Source organism: Asticcacaulis sp., from assembly GCF_051954415.1.
Taxonomy (GTDB): Bacteria; Pseudomonadota; Alphaproteobacteria; order Caulobacterales; family Caulobacteraceae; genus Asticcacaulis.
The window spans coordinates 103,520-123,546 of the sequence record NZ_JBQCHT010000047.1 but is presented as its reverse complement, the minus strand read 5'-3'; the positions used below and the strand labels follow the sequence as shown (position 1 = coordinate 123,546).

The following is a 20,027-nucleotide window of genomic DNA, read 5'->3' as shown; positions in this document are numbered from 1 at the left end:
GTCTGCCCTATAGCTGTCTGAAACAGCAGAAAACAGGGAGACAAAATAATGTCACAATTTTCACGTCGTGCGGTTATGGGCGCAGGTATGGGGACGCTGGGCCTGGCACTCGCAGGGTGCGCGTTCGCCAACGGAGAGCCCGCAGCGGCCTCCACGGACTTCGTCACGGTCGATGGGATCCATTTCAAGCTGAAGGGCGAAACCTATCGCTATGTCGGCGCCAATATCTGGTATGGCGCCTATCTCGGCTCGGCGACCAGCTTTGGCGATCGCACCCGTCTGGTCAAGGAACTGGACGATCTGAAAGCGCTGGGCGTCACCAATCTGCGTGTGCTGGGGTCTTCCGAACTGTCGCCGCTGATAAATTCGCTGGATCCCGCCTTCTCCAACAAGCCTGGCGACTATAATGCCGACCTGCTGACTGGCCTCGATTTCCTGCTCGCGGAAATGGCCAAGCGCGATATGAAGGCCGTCCTTTACCTGACCAATTTCTGGGAATGGTCTGGCGGCATGGTCACCTATCAATACTGGACCAATGGCGGCACCTACATCAACATGAACGACCCGGCCCATCCGTGGCCGGCATTCGCCGACTTTTCAGCTCAATTCTATGCCAGCGGCGCCGCAAAGGACGCCTACTACGCCTATATCAAAATGCTGCTCGGCCGGACCAATTCGATCACCGGCAAAGCCTATAAGGACGATGCCACGGTCATGGCCTGGCAGTTATCGAACGAGCCGCGTCCGGGCGGCAGTGAAGCTGCCATCAAGGCACATGTCGAAGATTATTACGGCTGGATCAGCGAAAGCGCGGCCTTTATCCGCTCCCTGGCGCCAAACCATCTCGTTTCCCTGGGACACGAGGGGCTTATGGGCGCCAATGGCAGCGAGGACATCGTCATCAAGGCGCACGAACATATCGATTACCTGACGGCGCATATCTGGCCACAGAACTGGAGCTGGGTCGACAAGGACGATCTCGGCGGCAGTTTCGATGCCGGCGCGGCCAAGGTGCAGGCCTATATCGACGCGCATATCGCCATCGCCAAAAAGATTAACAAGCCGCTGGTCTTCGAGGAGTTTGGCTTCCCGCGTGACAATATCAGTTATGATGCCGGCACCCCCACCACCTACAAGGACCGCTTCTACGGCCTGATCTACAAGGCCGTAGAAGACGCCATCGCCCACAATACGCCAGTGGCCGGTTCCAATTTCTGGGCCTGGGGCGGCGCCGGCCGCGCCCTGCATCCGGATCACCACATGCTGCGCGGCGAAACCGCCTATGTCGGCGACCCGCCTCACGAACCGCAAGGCTGGTACAGCGTTTTCAATACCGACACCTCGACGCAAAACCTGATCAGGACCCATGCCGCCAATCTGCGCAACATCAAAAGCGCGTCATAACCAATTGCAATAAAAATAAAAATGGCCGCGTCACGTTAATAGGGGAGAACGTGGCGCGGCCAAGGTTTATCAGAAGAGGCCGTTCTGATAATCTGCGAATATCTGTTTGTCGGCATGTGCCTAAAGCCCTCTCACAACAGGGGCGATGCGGCACACGCAATGTACGGGTTTCCCATACGGAACTATCTTGCTGAATGCCCTATAGTCGGTTACGGGTGTTGCCGGAAGATTCGCTTCTCGCATCACAGCGTTGCAATATATGGAACAGATACGGCTGGACTTCGACGACCTGAAGGCGTTTTTCGTCGTGGCGGAAACCGGTAGCTTCGCCCGCGCGGCCGAACGTCTGGAGACATCGAAATCGATTATCTCGCGGCGTGTCGCACGATTGGAAGCCACACTTTCAGCGCGCCTGCTTCACAGAACGGCGCGCGGCACCCACCTCACGGAAGGCGGCACGCTGTATTACGAACAGGCCCGACAGGCCATGTCGCAACTTGAATTCGCCGGCGAAAACCTGGCTGAGTCAAACGCTGACCTTTCCGGCCCCATCAGACTGACCGGTCCGGTGTTTTTCGGTCACGAATATCTCGAACCGGTCCTGGCGGAATTCGCCAGACAGTATCCCAAGATCGAGCTGGACGTCGATTTCAGTGACGACAAACTCGACCTGCACAGCGAGGGTCTCGATATCGCTGTCCGTGCCGGTCAACTGACTGATTCCAACCTGACGGTCCGCCGCCTGTGCCAATCCGGCCGGGTTGTGGTGGCCAGTCCCGCCTACCTGGCGCAAATGCCGCCACTGCACAGCGCCGCGGACCTCGATAAGCACATCATCCTGCATTACAACGGCACCCATACCCAGGATCTCTGGCGCTATCGCCACGATGGCCGAACGCACTCCCTCAAGGTCAGGCCGCACCTGCGCTCGAACAGCCCCGGTATGCTATTGTCGGCCGTCAAGGCGGGGGTCGGCATCATGGTCATGCCGATCTATGTCGCCGGCGCCGCGATACAGTCAGGAGAGGTCGAGGTGGTACTGGCCGATTATGACTGGGGCCTGACCGAAATCAGCCTGATCCTGCCGCACGGCAAAAACACGACGCGCCGTGTGCGTAGCCTGGTCGATTTTCTGCTGCTGAAATTTCACAATAAATTCAGTTAAATAATAAATATTTTAAGGCTTCTTCGGACCTGCAATTACGCCAGGTGGCTGGGGCTGTTCGATCAGACCCGTGTCACCAGAAGCCCCGCCGATACCCGGCACCACGGCGACCTGGTAATCCGGCGGTGTCCGGAACCATTTCGGGTCTTGTCGGGCCGCTGACAGTTCCAGTACCTCAAAAAGCGCATCGCGGCGCCCCTTCTGCGTCATTTGCAGGATGATGTTATCGCTGCTGGCGCAGACCATGCCCGATTGATTCAGATAGCCGGAAAATTCCATCAACCGGCATGGGTGCCCACTCACCAATGACGCCCCCACCACCTTGAGCGTCGATTGCCGCGCCAGAATCGACAAATCGAGCGGCAGCGGAAGAATACCCTCCGTGCGATCGAGTGGAAAGACGAGAGCCAGCCGATTCTGGCCCGTTGCGGTCAAGCTGATCAGCACGCCCTTTTCCCGATCGGCGATATAGGATTGCGGCACACCGCCCGCAGTCAGATCGACACGCGTTTTCATGCCGGACTGGCGGATATCCACAGGCGTCGCAAACCCGGCCACCTTAATCCTGGCGTAAAGGTCTGTTCGCGTTGCCGCGTCAGGCTCAGAGATCGCCTGTGCCTGAACCACAGGCGCCATCATCAGCATGAAACCTGTCATTGCCGCTGCGAACCACAGCTTCAGGGCGTTTGTCATATTCCGACTCCCAACACGCGGTGACTTATGGCAAGATTCGGCGATGAAACCTATCCTGAGCCCCGCTCCCATTCCCACCAGAGACGGCTTTGTCGTGATCGATGCCCGCGGACATCGCTGTCCGGTTCCGACCCTGAAACTCCGTCGAAAAATGGAGGCATTTCAAGATGAGCCCGGCTTTATTCTGTGGGCAAATGACCCGATGGCGCAGATCGACATTCCCCACTTTTGCAATCATAACAATTGTGTATTGCTTTCAACAGAAGTGGTGGATGAGGCATGGCTTTTCACGATTGCGCGCGCCGGACGGTAGCCCGATGTGTTACAACAATGTTTACTGTTCCTCTTTAAGAATCGCGTACCCCTGAATGACACCGCCCAATCGCCGCACCCGCTCAACAGGAGCTGATATCTTGACCCTCCAGGCGCGTTTGCTGCTGATAAGCCGTGATGACGCCTGGTTACAGGCGATGGGTGACGAACTGGACCGCCTGGGCTTGCGTACTCTCAGCGCGACACAAGTCGAAGCGGGCTGCGTGGCCCTGAGCGACTTGCCAATTGAAGCGGTGATTATCCATGAGACCGGCAGCAACGAATGGCCGGACGCGGTAAGTCCGCTGCGCGCTGCCGCTTGGCCGCGCCGGATTCCCGTCATCATGATGCGCAATGACGACCAGCACCAGGTTCCGGATGGCTGGGACATGGTGCTTACGCGTGATGCCCATCCGCAGCAGATACTGGTCAGCGTCGAGCACCTGGTGCGCGCCTGCGTTGCCGAAGAGGAATATGACACCCGCCGTGAAACGTTTAACGTCGACCTGCAACCCCTTGATATCATTCTGCAAAATCAGGAACCGCTTGCCGTGCTTTCGATCGGCCAGCCAGACCCGGAATATCTCGCCATCACCCACAGCCTGCGTGAACAGGGCGTTGAAGTCACCGCGGCCCTGTCATCCTACAGCGCTTTTGATTACCTGCACGACAAGACTTTCGATGCTGTTCTTTTGTGGGGTGGTGCGCAACCAGCCGAATCCCTGTCGATCGCCGCTGGAATGCGTCGCAATACACGCCTCTACCACACACCGGTCCTTCTGCGCCTGAACAGGCTGATCGAGCTTGATGTCGGGGACGCCTTTATGCGCGGCGTCAATGATATTGCCAACCCCAGTGCACGCGTCGCCGAGGTGACGGATCGTCTGGTGCGCCTGGCCCGCACGCACCGCCGCCAACTGACCATCAGCAAGACGCTTGAGTCCATGCGCCATCATGCGCAGATGGATAAGGGCACCGGCCTTTTTGGCCGCGACCTGTTTGCCGCCCACCTTGCCCGCCTCTCAAAAGCCGCCGACGCGCGTCATCGTACGCTTAGCATCTGCGTGCTGAAGATCGCCGAAACACCTGAAGTCACGCGCGCCCGCTCGCGCGGAATGCTTGATAAGGCCGTGCCGCAGATCGGCTCAATGGTAGCGCGCCTGGTTCGCGCCGAAGACACAGCAGGCCGGCTTTCCAATGATGTCTTTGCCATCGCCCTGCCCGCCACCTCGGCCATTTCCGCCCATAATGTCGGCGAACGGATATCTGCGGTCGTCAGTTGTACGGCTTTCGATTCCGGCCAGGGCAAACCGCCCTATGTCGTGGAATTCATCGTTGGCGCCGCGCAAATTCAGCCCGGCGAACCGGCGGCCGAGGCCCTGATGCGCGCCGCCGCTAAGGTCGGAAATCCGAACCGCGAGGCGGTTTAGGCTTCGGCAGCGAGTCGGGCCAGGTCCTTCATGATCCGCTCGGCCGCCGCCAGGCGCCCGGCAGCGTCCGGCCACTCCCCCTTGACCAGCAGTTTCTGATCTGGCCGCAGTTTCCAGTCATTCGGCCGGGACTGGATGTGCCTGATGAGCCCCATTGGGTTATTGAAGCTGTCATTACGGAAGGTGACGACCGCGCCCTTGGGGCCGACATCCAGCTTTGAAACGTTAGATTCCCGGCACAAGCCCTTGATTCCGACGACTTTTAGAAGTTGTTCCGCTTCTTCCGGTATGGGGCCAAACCGGTCAATCAGTTCGGACGCCAGGGCCTCGCGGTCAGCCAGCTTTTCAGCCTCCGATACCCGGCGATAGAGGGACAGCCGGATATTGAGGTCGGGAATATAGCTTTCAGGGATCATCACCGCAGCACCGGCATTGATCTGCGGCGACCAGCTTCGCGCGTCGGTCAGGCTGTCTGCGCTGCGTTCGCGCAGTTCCGCCACGGCGTCTTCCAACATCTGCTGATAGAGTTCGACGCCGATTTCCCGGATATGTCCCGATTGCTCATGGCCAAGCAGATTGCCGCCGCCTCGGATATCGAGATCGTGGCTGGCAAGCTGGAAGCCTGCCCCCAGATTATCCAATGACTGCAAGACCTTGAGGCGCTTTTCTGAAGCGACGCTCAAGGTCTTGTGCTGCGGCGTCGTCAGATAGGCATAGGCGCGGGTCTTGGAACGCCCCACACGGCCGCGTATCTGATAAAGCTGGGCCAGGCCAAACATGTCGGCGCGATGGACGATCAGCGTATTGGCGGTCGGCACGTCCAGGCCGGATTCCACAATGGTGGTGGAGAGCAACACATCATACTGCCCCTCATAAAAGGCCGTCATCACGTCTTCCAGCGCGGTTGGCGCCAGTTGCCCATGGCCGATAACGAACTTCACTTCCGGCACCTGCGTGCGCAGGAAATCGGCCACATCGGGCAGGTCGCTGACGCGCGGCACCACATAATAGACCTGGCCCCCGCGATACTTTTCCCGCAGCAAGGCTTCACGCAGCGCCACCGGATCATAGGGCAGCACATAGGTGCGCACGGCGATACGATCGACAGGCGGCGTAGCGATGATCGACATGTCCCGGATGCCGGAGAGCGCCATTTGCAGCGTACGCGGGATAGGCGTGGCCGAAAGGGCAAGCATGTGAACATCGGCGCGGAAGGTTTTGAGCTTTTCCTTGTGCTTGACGCCGAAATGCTGCTCTTCATCAACAATTACAAGGCCCAGATCGCTAAACTTCACCTGGTCTGAGAGAAGCGCGTGGGTGCCGATCACCACCTCGATCTCACCCTTTTTCAGACCTTCGCGGGTTTTGTCGGCATCCTTGCGGCTCACCAGCCTGGAAAGTTGGCGAACGCGGATCGGCCAGCCCTGGAAGCGTTGGGTGAAGGTTTTGAAATGCTGCCGCGCCAGCAGGGTCGTGGGGCAGACAATCGCCACCTGCTGGCCCGACATGGCCACCACGAAGGCCGCGCGCAGGGCCACCTCGGTCTTGCCGAACCCGACATCGCCGCAGATAAGCCGGTCCATCGGCTGGCCCTTGCCAAGATCTTCCAGCACATCGGCGATGGCGTTAAGCTGATCGTCGGTCTCTTCATACGGAAACTGGGCGCAGAACTCATCGTAAAGCCCCGCAGGCGGATCGATGGTCTGGCCCTGCTTCATGGCCCGCGCAGCGGCGAGCTGGATCAGGCCATCGGCCATCTCGCGCAGGCGCTCTTTTGCCCTGGCTTTACGCGCCTGCCAACTGGCCGACCCCAGGCGGTCCAGTTGCGCGCTGTCGCTGTCTGCGCCATAACGCGTCAGCAGGTCGATGTTTTCGACAGGCAGATAAAGCTTGGCATCATTGGCGTATTGCAGGTCCAGGCAATCATGCGGCGCGCCGGCTACATCGAGGGTCTTCAGCCCCTCGTAACGTCCTATCCCGTGCTCGATATGGACGACCAAATCGCCGGGCGAAAGTGCCGAGGCTTCGGCCAGAAAGTTCTGCGCTCTCCGCCTTTTACGCGGCCTTGCTAACCTGTCGCCTAAGATATCGGTCTCGGAAATGACCGCCAGGGATTCGGTCTCGAAACCGTGGTCAAGCGGCAGGACAGCGCGCTGGATCGGTTTGACCTTGGTGCCGGCCACACCGAAGCTTTGCGCGTCAGCCCAATCGGCTGCCAGACGCAGCGCGGTCAGCCCGTGATCGGCCAGCATAACGCCCAGGCGGTCGGATGAGCCTTCGGTCCAGGAAGCGAACAAAACACGCTTTCCCTGTTTTGCCAGGGCCTTGGCGTGATCCGTAACCGCGGTGAAGAGATTAGTCGAATCGAGCAAACGTTCCTGGCCGAAATTACGGCCCGGACGCCCGCCCAGATCGAGGGCGTCGGCGCCTTCCCGTTGGAAGGGCTCAAAGCGCCGTACACGTTGTCCGGTCAGGGCGGCTTTCCAGTGCACGTCATCGAGATAAAGCCGCGCCGGCGGCAGGGCGCGATAGGCCGAACCGCCCTTCTCTTTCGAGGCTTCTGCGCGCAGCTCATAGGCATCCTGAACACTTGCGGCGCGTTCGGCAAAGGCGTTTTCCGCCAGCGCATCAAGCATCAGCAGCGTTTTGGACGGCAGGTAATCAAAGACATTGTCCAGTCCGTCGTAAAATAGCGGCAGCAGGTGCTCTATTCCCTGCCGGCGAATGCCCGAAGAGAGGGCGGCATAGAGCGGATCGTCACCCGCCGCACCGAAGGTTTCGAGATAGTGCTGGCGAAAACGGCTGATGCTCACCTCATCCATGCGGACTTCCGACACCGCCGTAAAATCCAGCCCGGTGATCTGCTTCAGCGAACGCTGGGTTTCCGTGTCGAAGCTGCGGACCGATTCCAGCGTATCGCCAAAGAAATCGAGCCGGACCGGTTCCTCGTGACTGGGCGAAAAGACATCGAGCAGGCCGCCACGCACCGCAAACTCCCCCTTTTCCGACACGGTCGACACACGGTTATAGCCATGTTTGAGGAAATAGGCTTCGAGATCGCGGATATCGATCGTCTGGCCCGGCCTGAGCGACAGGCGCCCTTCCCGGATGACGCTGAGAGGCGGCACCTTCTGCATCATGGCGGCGGCCGTGGTCAGCAGCAGGACAGGCGTAGCCGGCGGCGTGGTCTTGTATTCCGCCAGCCGCGACAGGGCATACATGCGCTGGGCGATTATGCCTGGCGTCGGGCTCATGCGATCATAAGGCAGGCAGTCCCATGCCGGGAAACTCAACACCTCAAGATCAGGAGCGAAAAATTTCAGCGCTTCGACAACCGCATTCATGCGCGCAAAATCGCGCGCCACGAAGACACTCAAACCTTCGCCGCGCGCCAGATCAGCCGTGATCAGGCTGTCAAAACCTTCCGGCGCGCCGCTTAAGGTCAGCGGCGCTTCAGAACGCGAAATCTGGGACAAATCGGCCATTTATTATTTAAATCTTTGTGTAAGCTGTCTTATAGTAGATATTGAGTTTATTCATTATTGCCGATTGAAATTCCTCAGGCGTCGGATCACGTTCAATGATCCAGCCATAGAGATCCTGATCCGGTACTTCGAGCAGGATTTCAAAAATATCCAGCTCATCGTCGCTCATTTCCGGCAGCATGTCGTCGGCGAAATTGCCCAGGATGATGTCTGCTTCCTTGAAGCCCCGGCGCCAGGCCCGAAAGGACAGCTTTCTGAGGCGCGCTTCCCGCATTTCCGATTCTGTCACAGTAAACGCTCCTCAAACCTAAACTGGCCCTTCTCATAAAGCATTTTTGGTGCTTGATAAGCCCATGCGACCAGAAATTTTGTTTCCCTACTATGCGCCGGTGACCAGTCTGAAAGGTGTCGGCCCCAAGCTGGCGCCTGCCTTGAGCGCGCATGTCGGGGAGAATGTTCGTGACCTTGCCTTCTTCCTGCCATCCGGTCTCATAAAAAGGCCATTGGTAACGCTGGCCGAAGCCAGAATTGGTGAAATCCAGACCGTGCGGGTCAAAATCGGCGGCTATCCGCCGTCCCCCGGCAAGGCGCCGCAGCGCATCGACGTGTTTGACGAGACTGGCCGTCTGCAACTGATCTACTTCCACCGTATACGCGGCTTCGAGGCCCAGCATCCGGTCGGCGCCGAGCGCTTGATCAGCGGGCGTATCGAAAAATTCGGCCAGCATCTCCAGATGTCGCATCCGGATTACATAGTCGATGAAGCGCGCGCGGACGATATTCCCGCCTGCGAACCGGTCTATCCGGCCACGCTTGATCTGTCGTCGCGCATGATCCGAAAGTTCATCCAGACGGCGCTTACTACCCTGCCCGACCTGCCGGAATGGCATGATAAAGGTATATTAGACAAATACATATGGCCGACATTTGATCAGGCGCTCAAAGCGGCGCACACACCTCAAAGCGAACTTGATTTTTCTCTAGATTCCAAAATCCGGCAACGCCTGGCCTATGATGAAGCCCTGGCACACCAACTGGCGCTGAAAAGCCGGAAACTGCATCGCCAGAATACGCCGGCGCGTGTGGTTGATTTTTACCACCTCTCGGATCAGGCACTTGCCGCCCTGCCTTTTGCCCTGACCGGCGCGCAAGCGCGTGCCCTTCAGGATATCCGTGCGGATCTGCGTTCCGGCCACCGTATGAACCGGCTGGTCCAGGGCGATGTCGGTGCCGGCAAGACGCTGGTTGCGCTTCTGGCCATGATCGATCTGGCGGAAGGCGGCTTCCAGAGCGTGCTAATGGCCCCTACCGAAATCCTCGCCCGTCAGCACTACGAAAAAAGCCTGCCGATCCTGAATGATATCGGTATTACTTCAATTATCATGACAGGCCGCGACAAGGGACGGCTGCGTGAGGAAAAACGGGCTGTCGTCGCCAGCGGCGAAGCCATGATCGTCTTCGGGACCCACGCGGTCTTCCAGGAAGGCGTCGACTTTCAGTCCCTGCAATTGGCGGTCATCGACGAACAGCACCGCTTCGGCGTGGGACAAAGACAGAAGCTGTTCTCGAAGGGCGATTCCGTCCATTACCTGTCCATGTCGGCCACCCCGATCCCCCGCACCCTGGCCCTGACGCAGTATGGCGAAGCCGATCTCAGCATTCTCGATGAAAAGCCAGCGGGCCGCCAGCCGATCCATACGGCAGTCCTGCCGCGGCAGCGTCTGCCCGATGTCATTGCCCGCTTGCGCAGCGCCATCGATTCCGGTTCGCAAGCCTACTGGATTTGCCCTCTGGTCGAGGATACCGCCGAATCGGACCTCATCGCGGTCGAGCTTCGCCATCGGGAACTGGCCGAAGACCTGGGCATGGAAATCGGGCTCGTTCATGGCCGAATGCCTTCCGAAGAGAAGGATGCCGTCATCAACCGCTTTGCCGCCGGCGATATCCGCATTCTGTGCGCCACAACGGTGGTGGAGGTCGGCATCGATGTGCCTACGGCCTCTATCATCATCATCGAACAGGCCGAGCGCTTTGGACTGGCGCAACTCCACCAGTTACGCGGGCGAGTTGGGCGGGGGCGCGACAAGAGCGCCTGCATCCTGCTCTACGATACGCCCCTATCCAAAAACGCCCAGGCCCGGCTGGAACTGCTGCGCGACACCGAGGATGGCTTCAAAATCGCGGAAATGGACTGGAAGCTGCGCGGCGAAGGCGACATTCTGGGTGCCAAACAATCCGGCTTTCCCGATTATCGCTTCGTCGATCCGGTGGCCCATACTCACCTGATCGCCATGGCGGCGCGCGATGCGGTCTATATTCTGCAACACATGGAGTCTTTGCCGGAGGCGCGTCGCAGGGCGATAGAGGTTCTCAGGCAGTTGTTCGACTGGCGCGCAGACAGCCCCGACAAGCAGGATTAAGCCGGCGGCGGCGTGGCCTCGAACAATTGCCACCGCGCCTGAATATCTGCCTGAAGATCACCATAGAAGAGATTGTAAGCATTGACCTTTCTTTGGTCTTCCCACGTCCCGCCATCCTTGAAGGAGGGCGATTTGGGCTTGTCGACAAACAGCAGGCCACCGAGGCAATGCGCCGCCACTTTGCGGACGCTCAGTGCCGGTTCCGTGCCCCATTCTAGCCCCGTCGCATTCGTGGCGCCCTGGGAATGCCGCGCATCCACCTCGTCGTCGGAGGCGATGCCATTCAGGGGATTAACACAGACGCCTTTGCGCGATCCCATAGGCTGCAGGGTTTCCCCCTGCCAATAGACGGCCTTTTGCAATACCTGCAAGGCGACATCCGGCCGGCCCGAATTGATACTGACATAGCTGACAACGCAGCCGACCTGACGGCGCGACAAACAGGCCGGCGTCGGGGCAGTCACGCCAAACTGGCTTTCCGGCACCAGGGTCTCTAGGAAATAGGCCGCAACCAGTTGAGACTTCAGTTCAGGATCGTTCGCCACCACATCGCGGACCAGACGCGACGCCAGCACGCCGCCCTGTTCCAGTCCGACAATGACAAAGCCGCGGCCGCCGCGGCGCACCTTGAGAAACTCGGCAAAGGCCGCGCTTACATCACGATAGGCAAACTGACGTGCCTCACGCGAATCTTCCTTCAGGTTCAACTGGGTAAACAGACTACCCTGCCGGTATTTCGGCGCGTAGACATTGCCCATGATGGCGAAGGGTGCAGCATAGTTAGGTAGTTGCACGCGCTGCACCTCGGCCTTGATGGCATTGCTCGTGGTCGAGCCCAGCCACTGATCGCCGCCATTATAGCTGGTGCCATGAACGAAAAAGACATCCACCTTGCGGGGGTCCGCATAATAATGGGCTGGATTGAGATACCAGCTATCCGCCTTGGTATAGTTGGGCGCGGCTGGCGGACGATAGATCTGGAAAGGAATTTTGGGATCGAGATAGTTGCGATGAATGTCGTTCTGCAAATACAGGAAGGCCAGCGCCAGAAAGCCGCCGATAAGAAGGCCGATCAACAGGCTGAGCCTGCGTTTCTGTAAAATCTGTTTCCACATTCCGTTACAAACTTAAGGGGAGATGCCCCCAAAACAAAGGTCACATCCGTCAGGCCGGTTCACTTTTTGTGACCCCGGATAACAGATCAGTCCCTGCTAACTTTGTATAGTGCATTCGGCCAGCGCTTATGCACCCAAAACCATTCTTCCGGATTATCGCGCACGGCCCATTCGATAAAAGCGCTTATCTTGCATACAGTTGTTTCAATATCCTCAGATTTGTGTCCGGTGTTATTCACCTCAATCGGTTCATGCACCGTGACGTGAAACCGTGCCTTATGCAGCCGACGGATCGTCAGGGGCTGCAACACCGTGCCGAAACGCTGGGCCAGGCGCGTCGGGCCGGGTGCTGTTTCGGCGATATGTCCGAAGAAGGGCGTCGGCACGCCGCGGTTGAACTTCTGGTCGTTCATCAGGCCGACCGATTCGCCTTTTTGCAGGGCGATGAGCAATTCCTTGGCGCCATCCCCGCCCTTGGGCGCGAACATGGTCACGCCATAGGCTGCGCGCCCGGCCCGGATGCGGGCATCGACATAGGGATTATTGGCGGCACGATAGGTGATCATATAGGGCACTTTCGCCGCCAGGATCGCCGCGTTCATGACCTCCCAGTTCGACAGGTGACCGGAAATGAAGATCACCGGCTTGCCGCTGGCGGCAATGGCTTCCAGCTTCTCGAAGCCTTCAATCTCTATGCGCGACGGATCACGGACAATCCGGTCCATGATGGCAAATTCGCCGGCCATGGTGCGGCCGGTATTTTCCCATTGCCGCGTGATCAGACGCTGACGCACCGCTTCACCCATCTCCGGAAAGGCCAGTTCCAGGTTACGTTTCACCGTCTTCTGTACCGGCGTCAACGGTCCCAGGGTCTTGAACAGCCAGCCGCCGAAATCCGAGGCCGTATCCACCGGCAAGGCGCGGGTAAAAGCCGCGAAAGCGTCATAGAGTAAGGCCTCCAGCCGCCAGGCGACATCCTGCATAAAGGAGGGCTTGTCCGCCATCAGGCCGCGTCCTTCGCGGCTTTCTGCGCAGACAGAATCTTGCGCAGGCGGTTCAGCCGCGCTTCGGCCGCCAGATGGCTGCTGTAAAGGCCATCCCAACCGCCGGTAAAATGCGCGCGGAAAATGAAATAGCGGAGGAAAACAAACGGGTATTCAAACGGCAGCCGCAGCCGGATCGCCCAGGCCGGCTTTTTCAGCACCTTGGCCTGAAGATTGGTATAGGAATCGAGCTTGGCGCGAATATGTTCGTAAGAACGAGCCGAAAAATGCATGACCGCACCATGCAACTGCCCAACTGGCTCCGCCTTGGTGTCGACCGTATCGTGGACCAGGCTCTCACGGAAGCGCACAACCCGCCGGTCATACAGCCTGACATAATTATGGTAATCCGCCCACAGGCGCGGCTTGGTCTTGCCGGGATAGACATTCCTGATCCTGAACCTGTAGGCATTAAGTTTGGGGCCGGCGGCCATAAGCGCCTTGATTTCATTGAAAAGCGCCGGCGTGACCACCTCATCGGCATCCAGATTGAGAATCCAGTCGTATGATGCACAGTCTTCACTGTATCGCTTTTGCGGTCCGTAACCTGGCCAGTCGTGATGGATGACGCGGGCACCGAGCCTTTCGGCGACCGCCACCGTATCGTCGGTCGACCCGCTGTCAATGACCACCACTTCGCTTACCAAGCCCTGAACCGCACGAATACAATCGCCAATACGGTCGCCTTCGTTTCGGGCGATAATACAGCAGCTTAAGGGTGTTGGTTCAATTGCGTCCATGCTACCTCTTGTGCCCAAGACCTCCAGAACAGGCAAGCCTTCCTTTTCCCCATGACAGAAAAACACGCCCCGACCGCACCGGTTATCCTCTGGTTTCGCTTCGATCTGCGGCTGCACGACCATGCCGGTGTCCGCGCGGCCCTCGAAAGCGGTCGGCCTGTCCTGCCCCTTTATATATGGGATGAAGATGCGGGAACACGCCCCCTGGGGGCGGCCTCGAAATGGTGGCTGCACCGGTCGCTCGAATCCCTGGATTTGGACCTTCAGACACATGGCTCGCGGCTGATTATCGAGCGCGGCAACAGTCAGATTGTTCTGGCATCTCTTTCCAGAGAATATGACGTAAAAACAATATACTGTTCGCAGACATTTGATCCTAAAAATGAACAATATGATGAGGAACTGGCCGACGAACTGGCGACGGCGGGGATCGAGCTGAAACGTCTGAACACCGCCCTTCTATCTTCTCCCAATGCGCTTAGCACACAGGGCGGTACGCCTTTCCGCGTTTTCACCCCCTTCTACAAAACCCTGCTGGCATCCGGCGCCTGCGATATCGCCGCCCTGCCCAGCCTGCCGGACGTCGCCTGGCCGCAACCAACGACATGGCCAGGCTCACTCACCATTGCCGAACTGGGGCTGCAACCGCAGCAAACCCCATCCGGCAAGGACTGGTCACAGGGCTTCAGCCGCTTCAAGCCCGGAGAGGCCGGCGCACGCGGAGCTCTCAGGTATTTTCTTAAGAACCACCTGCAATCCTATGACACAAATCGGGATCGACCGGATCTGGATATAACCTCGCACCTGTCTCCCCATTTGCGATTCGGCGAAATCAGCCCGCAAAGGATACTGCTTGAAACCCAAAAGGCCGCCGATGCGGATCATCGTCTGCAGGCCGGTGCCGCCAAATTTCGCGCTGAACTGGCCTGGCGGGAATTTTCGTACGGCTTGCTCGCCCAACAACCCCGCCTGCATGAAATCAATTTCCGCCGCGACTTTGACCAGTTCGACTGGCGCCATGACGACACCCAATTTCGCGCCTGGTGCCGGGGCGAGACCGGCTACGAACTGGTCGATGCCGGCATGAGGGAACTCTGGCAGACCGGTTATATGCACAATCGCGTACGCATGGTGGCGGCCTCCTTTCTCGTCAAACATCTGCTGATCGACTGGCGCCGTGGCGAGCAATGGTTCTGGGACTGCCTGCTGGATGCGGATCCGGCCAATAATCCGGCAAGCTGGCAATGGGTCGCCGGTTCAGGCGCCGATGCCGCCCCCTATTTCCGCATTTTCAACCCGATCACCCAGGCCGAAAAATTTGATCCCAAAGCTGATTATCGCGGCCGCTATATACCGGGCTATACACACCTTTCCACAGGTGCAAATAACAGCAGGAAACAGGCAGAACTGTTTGATAAAACGGATAAGGCTTCAAACTATCCACAGCCCATCGTCGATCATACTCAAGCCCGCGAACGCGCTCTGGAGACTTACAAGAATCGCACTGCTTATGAGGAGCAAGAGTCGTGACCACACAGATTGAGCCGCGGGATTTGGCGAAACTGATGGAAGACGGTGCCGTCAAAATTCTGGATGGTAGCTGGGCTCTGGATGGCACCGACATGCGGGCGCTTTATAAGGCCGATCATATTCCCGGTGCGCAATTCTTTGATCTGGAGGCTATAAGCGATCACAGCACGCTCTTGCCGCACATGGCGCCCTCACCTGACCAGTTTTCTGCGGCCATCGGGAATATGGGTATTTCGGAAACCGATCACGTTGTCATCTACGACCGGCTGGGCCTGTTTTCAGCCGCGCGCGTATGGTGGACATTCCGGCTGATGGGACACGAAAAAGTGCAGGTTCTGCGTGGCGGACTACCGGCCTGGAAGGCAGCCGGTTTCCCTGTCACAGATCAGACTTCCATTCCTGACCCGATCACTTACGCAGCAAGCCACACGCCGGAAAACATCATAAATATAAATGACCTACAGAATATACTTAAGGCTGAAGACAGCCTGATCCTCGATGCGCGGCCAAAGGCGCGGTTTGAAGGCACGGCTCCCGAACCGCGCGCCGGGCTGCGGTCAGGGCATATGCCGGGCAGCCGCAGCCTGCCGTTTGGCGAACTGGTGCGCAACGGCGCCCTGAAACCGAAAGAGGAACTGCATGCGATTTTTCAGTTCTGTGGTGTCGGCGATACCGGGCCGATTGTGACGACGTGCGGCTCAGGCGTAACCGCGGCCATCATAAGTATGGCCCTGTTTGAGACGGGCCATACCTCTGCGCGACTCTATGACGGTTCCTGGGCAGAATGGGGCCAGGAAAGCCTGGACAATCCCGTCGTCACAGGTGCCTGACATGACAAAGGCATGGCGACTCCGACAGGGCTCGAACCTGTAACCGTCCGCTTAGAAGGCGGATGCTCTATCCAGTTGAGCTACGGAGCCTCAAACGCAGGAATGCGCTAGTGCGTCCAGCTTTGTCTGCGGCCGAAGGCAAAATTGTCGGCATAGGCCTTGATGATCTTCGGCGGCGCTTCCGGCTCGATGAGACGGAACGGAATGCCATGATGCTCGGCAAAGGCCATGGCCTGGTCCTTGGTTTCGAAGGTCAGGCGCACCTGGGCATCGGTATCGGCAGATGACGACCAGCCCATCAGCGGATCAGGCGTGCGAGCGGATTTCGGTTCAAACTCCAGTATCCAGTCATGGGTCTTGCCACGGCCGGATTGCATGGCGGTTTTGGCGGGTTTGAAAATACGCGCGAACATCATTGTCTCCTGGATACGCTGGGATTCGCTAATCCTCACGTATGTGTCTGTTACTACCAAATACAGCCAACGGTAAAGAGGAAAGGCAAGACATTTAAAAAGCCGGCCCCAGAAGGAGCCGGCTTTTTAAATGGTCGGGGCGAGAGGATTCGAACCTCCGGCCTCCTGCTCCCGAAGCAGGCGCGCTACCAGGCTGCGCTACGCCCCGACTAAATTTAACTCACCAACACAGGGCCCATTGCATGGTGCCGATGTGCTGGTCGGGGCGAGAGGATTCGAACCTCCGACCTGCTGCACCCAAAACAGCTGCGCTACCAGGCTGCGCTACACCCCGTTGCCCGGCCAGTAACCAAGGTCAGCGGCTGAGAGGCGCGCTTCATGCCATTTTCACCAGACCTCCGCAAGCCCTCCTGACATGAAAAATCGCCAAGTTGCTGACTTTTATTGATTTCACCTTGTAGCCCAGGGAAAAAGACGTGGATAACCGAGACCTCACGCTCTTACAGGCATAAAAAACGCGAACAGCATGACCTGTTCGCGCTTTTTGGAATACGACTTATGACAACAGATTATACAAATGCCCTGGGGTGAACCTCGGTAACCACAAGCCCTTTTGGGCCTTCGCCGAAGCGCACCATGATGGTATCGCCCTGCTGGACATCTTCCAGGCCGTAACGGCGCAAGGTCTCGATATGGATGAAGATATCGGTCGGGTCATCGCCGCGCACCACAAAGCCATAGCCCTTGGTGCGGTTAAACCACTTGATGGTTGCGGCCTCGAGGTCGCCCACGCGCACACTGTCATTGACAGCGCGCGAAGCCCGCGGAGCCTGAATATCCGAACGGATGGACGAAGATGCGCCCTCGGCGACAGCTTCCAGGTTATCAATCTCGATTACCTGCCAGCCCTTGGCCCGCTTGGCGATCTTGCAGGTAATCCGGGCGCCCTCATGCGCACTGTCACGCCCCATGTCGCGCAGGCTTGAAATGTGCAGCAGGACATCGCGCATACTTGTCAGCGAAGCATCCTGCGGGACAATGAAGCCATACCCTTTCGCGGCATCAAACCATTTCACATGACCTGAAATCGTTACTAATTCGTCGGCTTCAGTTTTGCTATTGTAATCAAACAAACTCATCTATCCTCACCCATGTCGCCATGAACTTATCAAGTGACACTCTTTATAATAACACGGATATCTCAATTTGGGAGGCAAAAAAGAGAATATATTCGCAAGAATTGAGAAAATACGCCAAAAAATCGCTTTAGGCGAGTGTAATTGTGATCACGCGAGCGCCTGAGACCGTTACCAATTGGTAATTATCTGTGGATAAGTCAGAAGGTGGCCATCAACCCTGGGCAAAAGAATACCGATGAGGGGAAAACCTGGCGGCTTGAATGGCAGTCCCTAGGGGAGTCGAACCCCTCTTTTCAGGTTGAAAACCTGACGTCCTAACCGATAGACGAAGGGACCGCGTTCAAGAGGTGCGCTAGGTAACCGTTCTTATTTCGGGATGCAAGCGCTATTTTCATTTTTTTCCTGGTGTCGGCATACTCACCGGAAATCAGGCCAGGGCTATGTCCTCGATTTCAAGCTGGACCCCTCGTCGCCCCATATAGTCATCGGCTTTCAACCGCCCCAGCACATGAATCAGCCCGACCGGCCGCAAAAGTGCATCTCCAATTGCCGTGCCCTCGGCGCGCCAGATGATGCCTTTCAGCTTCGCCCCGCTGTCATCGCTCAGCTCAAATCGGATATGGCCGCCCTTCATGGCCTGGGCGAAACCAACACGGACGCCGGCGAAGGCCAGTACTGGCTCCGGATTGCCCTGACCGAAGGGCGCCAATAAATCAAAACGGTCATAGAGCGCGCGCGATGCAGCCTTCAAGCTCAATATGGCATCGATCTCGACAGCCTCGATCTGGTCGGCCTCTGACACATGGGTCGTCACATAGTCATTGATGAACCGGCGAAGCTCGCCGATCCGCTCGCGCTCCACGCTCAGGCCCGCCGCCATGGCGTGCCCCCCACCGGAAAGCAGGATGTCGGCTTCGAAGGCCGCGCCAACCGCTTCGCCGAGATTAACGCCCGCCTGCGAACGCCCCGATCCCTTGCCCATGCCGCTGACCGGATCAATGCCTATTATAATGACCGGCTTGTGCCAGCGCTCGCGCAACCGGCCGGCCACGATGCCGATAACGCCGGGATGCCAGTCTTCGCGTGCCACTATAATGACCGGATCATCACTTGGCCACAGTCCCTGCGTTTCCGCGGTCTGCATGGCCTGGTCCAGCACCTCGGCCTCGATATCACGGCGGGTGCGATTCAGTTCATCCAGTTCGTGCGCCAGCGCGGCCGCTTCTTCAGGATCATCCGTCGAGAGCAGTCGGACGCCGAGGTCCGAGCGCCCGACCCGGCCGCCGGCATTGATCCGCGGACCGATGACAAAACCGGAATGGAAGGTGCTCATCAGATTGACCGCGGCGCTCTTGTCACCGGCCACTTCCATCAGGGCCTTGATGCCGGCGTTCTTTAACTGCGACATGACCTTGAGCCCTTGCGCCGCCAGGGCGCGGTTGAATCCAGTCAGGGCCGTAACGTCGCAGATCGCTCCCAGGGCCGACAGGTCAAGCCACTGCCGCAGATCAGGTTTCGGCCGGTCACTGAAAAGACCGCGCTTTTCGGCCTCGCGGTTCAGGCCAGCCAGAACCACGAAAACCACGCCCGCCGCCGCCAGATTTCCCTGCGCGGAGGTGCAACCAGGACGGTTCGGATTGACGACGGCCAGGGCGTGCGGCGGTTCTTCGCGCATCAGGTGGTGGTCAATCACCACCACATCGAGGCCGATACTGGCGGCATAATCAAGCGCCTTGTGCGCCATGGCGCCGCAATCGACCGTAACGACCAGGTCCGTGCCCTGGCGCTTGAGCGTATCGAAGGCGGCATTGGAAGGCCCATATCCCTCTGTCACGCGGTCGGGCACATAGACTTCCAACTCATGCCCCATATGTCGGAACCAGCGCACCAGTTGCGCCGCGCTGGTAGCGCCATCGACGTCATAATCAGCGAAAATACTGATCTTTGCCTTGCGCTCCAGGGCATCAAGCATGGCGCCAACCGCTCTATCCATATCCATGAAGGCGGACGGTTCCGGAAACAGCGCCTTTAGCGTCGGGAAGATAAAATCCTGCAGAGCTTCCGGCGTCACGCCGCGTCCGGCGGCGAAACGCGCCAGCGGCTCGACGAAATCGGCTTCTGCTACGTTCATCAGGCCCAGGCGATGGGTGATCTCACGCAGGGTTTCAGTCGTAACGCCCTTGGCCGCGATACGTTCGCGCCAGGCGCGACCGCTTAAGGACGCACTGACACCGAGATAGGGCGGGACTTTTTGAGCGGGCTTCAGCGGGGAATGGGCATCCATATCGAGTCATCTCTTTGGCAAGAC

At 58.3% G+C, this 20,027-nt stretch carries 16 protein-coding genes and 4 tRNA genes; 7 read left to right on the top strand and 13 right to left on the bottom strand.

The genetic code is table 11. The annotated features are described in order from the left end of the window. The first annotated feature begins 48 nt into the window (after positions 1 to 48). Positions 49 to 1,404: a glycoside hydrolase 5 family protein gene (locus tag ACTHND_RS18460; RefSeq protein WP_440179431.1), complete on the top strand. Its 1,356-nt coding sequence runs from the start codon at positions 49 to 51 to the stop codon at positions 1,402 to 1,404. 259 nt (positions 1,405 to 1,663) lie between these two features. Continuing rightward, complete coding sequence (locus tag ACTHND_RS18455) at positions 1,664 to 2,569, top strand: LysR substrate-binding domain-containing protein (protein ID WP_440179430.1); 906 nt, start codon at positions 1,664 to 1,666, stop codon at positions 2,567 to 2,569. A 12-nt stretch (positions 2,570 to 2,581) separates the two neighbouring features. Here the strand turns inward: ACTHND_RS18455 and ACTHND_RS18450 are convergent, their stop codons facing one another. Further along, positions 2,582 to 3,262: a hypothetical protein gene (locus ACTHND_RS18450; protein ID WP_440179429.1), complete on the bottom strand. Its 681-nt coding sequence runs from the start codon at positions 3,260 to 3,262 to the stop codon at positions 2,582 to 2,584. 43 nt (positions 3,263 to 3,305) lie between these two features. Here ACTHND_RS18450 and ACTHND_RS18445 point away from each other — a divergent pair, with 43 nt between their 5' ends. Both ACTHND_RS18445 and ACTHND_RS18440 read left to right on the top strand, forming a co-directional pair. Further along, positions 3,306 to 3,575 (top strand): sulfurtransferase TusA family protein, encoded by a 270-nt coding sequence (locus ACTHND_RS18445; RefSeq protein WP_440179428.1) that lies wholly within the window; start codon positions 3,306 to 3,308, stop codon positions 3,573 to 3,575. A 100-nt stretch (positions 3,576 to 3,675) separates the two neighbouring features. Continuing rightward, the gene (locus ACTHND_RS18440; RefSeq protein ID WP_440179427.1) at positions 3,676 to 5,004 is read left to right on the top strand and encodes a GGDEF domain-containing protein; all 1,329 of its coding nucleotides are present in this window, start codon (positions 3,676 to 3,678) and stop codon (positions 5,002 to 5,004) included. On the opposite strand, the gene mfd is transcribed toward ACTHND_RS18440, so the two are convergent. Next, positions 5,001 to 8,489, bottom strand: coding sequence for a transcription-repair coupling factor (gene mfd, locus ACTHND_RS18435; RefSeq protein ID WP_440179426.1), 3,489 nt, complete (start codon positions 8,487 to 8,489; stop codon positions 5,001 to 5,003). The two genes, ACTHND_RS18440 and mfd, sit on opposite strands and share 4 nt — an antisense overlap. Positions 8,490 to 8,496: 7 nt before the next feature. After that, positions 8,497 to 8,778 carry a succinate dehydrogenase assembly factor 2 gene (locus ACTHND_RS18430; RefSeq protein ID WP_440179425.1) on the bottom strand — a complete coding sequence of 94 codons (282 nt, stop codon included), beginning with the start codon at positions 8,776 to 8,778 and terminating at the stop codon, positions 8,497 to 8,499. A gap of 64 nt (positions 8,779 to 8,842) precedes the next feature. Here ACTHND_RS18430 and recG point away from each other — a divergent pair, with 64 nt between their 5' ends. Next, positions 8,843 to 10,909, top strand: a complete 2,067-nt coding sequence (recG, locus tag ACTHND_RS18425) for an ATP-dependent DNA helicase RecG (RefSeq protein ID WP_440179424.1) — start codon at positions 8,843 to 8,845, stop codon at positions 10,907 to 10,909. Here the strand turns inward: recG and ACTHND_RS18420 are convergent. The 3 genes from ACTHND_RS18420 to ACTHND_RS18410 all read right to left on the bottom strand — a co-directional run bounded on the left by ACTHND_RS18420 (position 10,906) and on the right by ACTHND_RS18410 (position 13,807). After that, positions 10,906 to 11,985: a DUF3089 domain-containing protein gene (locus ACTHND_RS18420; protein WP_440179423.1), complete on the bottom strand. Its 1,080-nt coding sequence runs from the start codon at positions 11,983 to 11,985 to the stop codon at positions 10,906 to 10,908. The two genes, recG and ACTHND_RS18420, sit on opposite strands and share 4 nt — an antisense overlap. A 125-nt stretch (positions 11,986 to 12,110) precedes the next feature. Beyond that, on the bottom strand, positions 12,111 to 13,028 hold the full coding sequence (locus tag ACTHND_RS18415) for a lysophospholipid acyltransferase family protein (RefSeq protein ID WP_440179422.1): 918 nt from the start codon (positions 13,026 to 13,028) through the stop codon (positions 12,111 to 12,113). After that, on the bottom strand, positions 13,028 to 13,807 hold the full coding sequence (locus ACTHND_RS18410; protein WP_440179421.1) for a glycosyltransferase family 2 protein: 780 nt from the start codon (positions 13,805 to 13,807) through the stop codon (positions 13,028 to 13,030). The genes ACTHND_RS18415 and ACTHND_RS18410 overlap by 1 nt, the downstream gene beginning before the upstream one ends. Positions 13,808 to 13,858: 51 nt before the next feature. Between ACTHND_RS18410 and ACTHND_RS18405 the strand changes: the two genes are divergently transcribed. Further along, positions 13,859 to 15,337 (top strand): cryptochrome/photolyase family protein, encoded by a 1,479-nt coding sequence (locus ACTHND_RS18405; RefSeq protein ID WP_440179420.1) that lies wholly within the window; start codon positions 13,859 to 13,861, stop codon positions 15,335 to 15,337. After that, the gene (gene sseA, locus ACTHND_RS18400; protein WP_440179419.1) at positions 15,334 to 16,167 is read left to right on the top strand and encodes a 3-mercaptopyruvate sulfurtransferase; all 834 of its coding nucleotides are present in this window, start codon (positions 15,334 to 15,336) and stop codon (positions 16,165 to 16,167) included. The genes ACTHND_RS18405 and sseA overlap by 4 nt, the downstream gene beginning before the upstream one ends. 13 nt (positions 16,168 to 16,180) lie before the next feature. Here sseA and ACTHND_RS18395 read toward each other — a convergent pair. The 7 genes from ACTHND_RS18395 to recJ form a co-directional block, all read right to left on the bottom strand. Continuing rightward, positions 16,181 to 16,257: transfer RNA gene (locus ACTHND_RS18395), tRNA-Arg, on the bottom strand. A 17-nt stretch (positions 16,258 to 16,274) separates the two neighbouring features. Beyond that, positions 16,275 to 16,580, bottom strand: a complete 306-nt coding sequence (locus ACTHND_RS18390; protein ID WP_090643132.1) for an ETC complex I subunit — start codon at positions 16,578 to 16,580, stop codon at positions 16,275 to 16,277. Between the two features lie 131 nt (positions 16,581 to 16,711). Further along, positions 16,712 to 16,788 (bottom strand) — tRNA-Pro (locus ACTHND_RS18385). Between the two features lie 49 nt (positions 16,789 to 16,837). After that, a tRNA-Pro gene (locus ACTHND_RS18380) sits at positions 16,838 to 16,914 on the bottom strand. Positions 16,915 to 17,149: 235 nt separating this feature from the next. Beyond that, a complete protein-coding gene (locus ACTHND_RS18375) occupies positions 17,150 to 17,719 on the bottom strand; it encodes a cold-shock protein (protein WP_440179418.1) in 570 nt (189 codons plus the stop codon). A gap of 261 nt (positions 17,720 to 17,980) precedes the next feature. Beyond that, positions 17,981 to 18,055: transfer RNA gene (locus tag ACTHND_RS18370), tRNA-Glu, on the bottom strand. Between the two features lie 91 nt (positions 18,056 to 18,146). Next, on the bottom strand, positions 18,147 to 20,003 hold the full coding sequence (gene recJ / locus ACTHND_RS18365) for a single-stranded-DNA-specific exonuclease RecJ (RefSeq protein WP_440179417.1): 1,857 nt from the start codon (positions 20,001 to 20,003) through the stop codon (positions 18,147 to 18,149). Positions 20,004 to 20,027 lie beyond the last annotated feature (24 nt).

What these genes read in the sequence shown, in the direction of transcription:
- ACTHND_RS18390 (WP_090643132.1), bottom strand. Translation starts at nt 16,580, where the DNA reads ATGTTCGCGCGTATTTTCAAACCCGCCAAAACCGCCATGCAATCCGGC.
- mfd (WP_440179426.1), bottom strand. Translation starts at nt 8,489, where the DNA reads ATGGCCGATTTGTCCCAGATTTCGCGTTCTGAAGCGCCGCTGACCTTA.
- ACTHND_RS18410 (WP_440179421.1), bottom strand. Translation starts at nt 13,807, where the DNA reads ATGGACGCAATTGAACCAACACCCTTAAGCTGCTGTATTATCGCCCGA.
- recG (WP_440179424.1), top strand. Translation starts at nt 8,843, where the DNA reads ATGCGACCAGAAATTTTGTTTCCCTACTATGCGCCGGTGACCAGTCTG.
- ACTHND_RS18455 (WP_440179430.1), top strand. Translation starts at nt 1,664, where the DNA reads ATGGAACAGATACGGCTGGACTTCGACGACCTGAAGGCGTTTTTCGTC.
- recJ (WP_440179417.1), bottom strand. Translation starts at nt 20,003, where the DNA reads ATGGATGCCCATTCCCCGCTGAAGCCCGCTCAAAAAGTCCCGCCCTAT.
- ACTHND_RS18450 (WP_440179429.1), bottom strand. Translation starts at nt 3,262, where the DNA reads ATGACAAACGCCCTGAAGCTGTGGTTCGCAGCGGCAATGACAGGTTTC.
- ACTHND_RS18460 (WP_440179431.1), top strand. Translation starts at nt 49, where the DNA reads ATGTCACAATTTTCACGTCGTGCGGTTATGGGCGCAGGTATGGGGACG.
- ACTHND_RS18445 (WP_440179428.1), top strand. Translation starts at nt 3,306, where the DNA reads ATGAAACCTATCCTGAGCCCCGCTCCCATTCCCACCAGAGACGGCTTT.
- ACTHND_RS18375 (WP_440179418.1), bottom strand. Translation starts at nt 17,719, where the DNA reads ATGAGTTTGTTTGATTACAATAGCAAAACTGAAGCCGACGAATTAGTA.
- ACTHND_RS18415 (WP_440179422.1), bottom strand. Translation starts at nt 13,028, where the DNA reads ATGGCGGACAAGCCCTCCTTTATGCAGGATGTCGCCTGGCGGCTGGAG.
- ACTHND_RS18405 (WP_440179420.1), top strand. Translation starts at nt 13,859, where the DNA reads ATGACAGAAAAACACGCCCCGACCGCACCGGTTATCCTCTGGTTTCGC.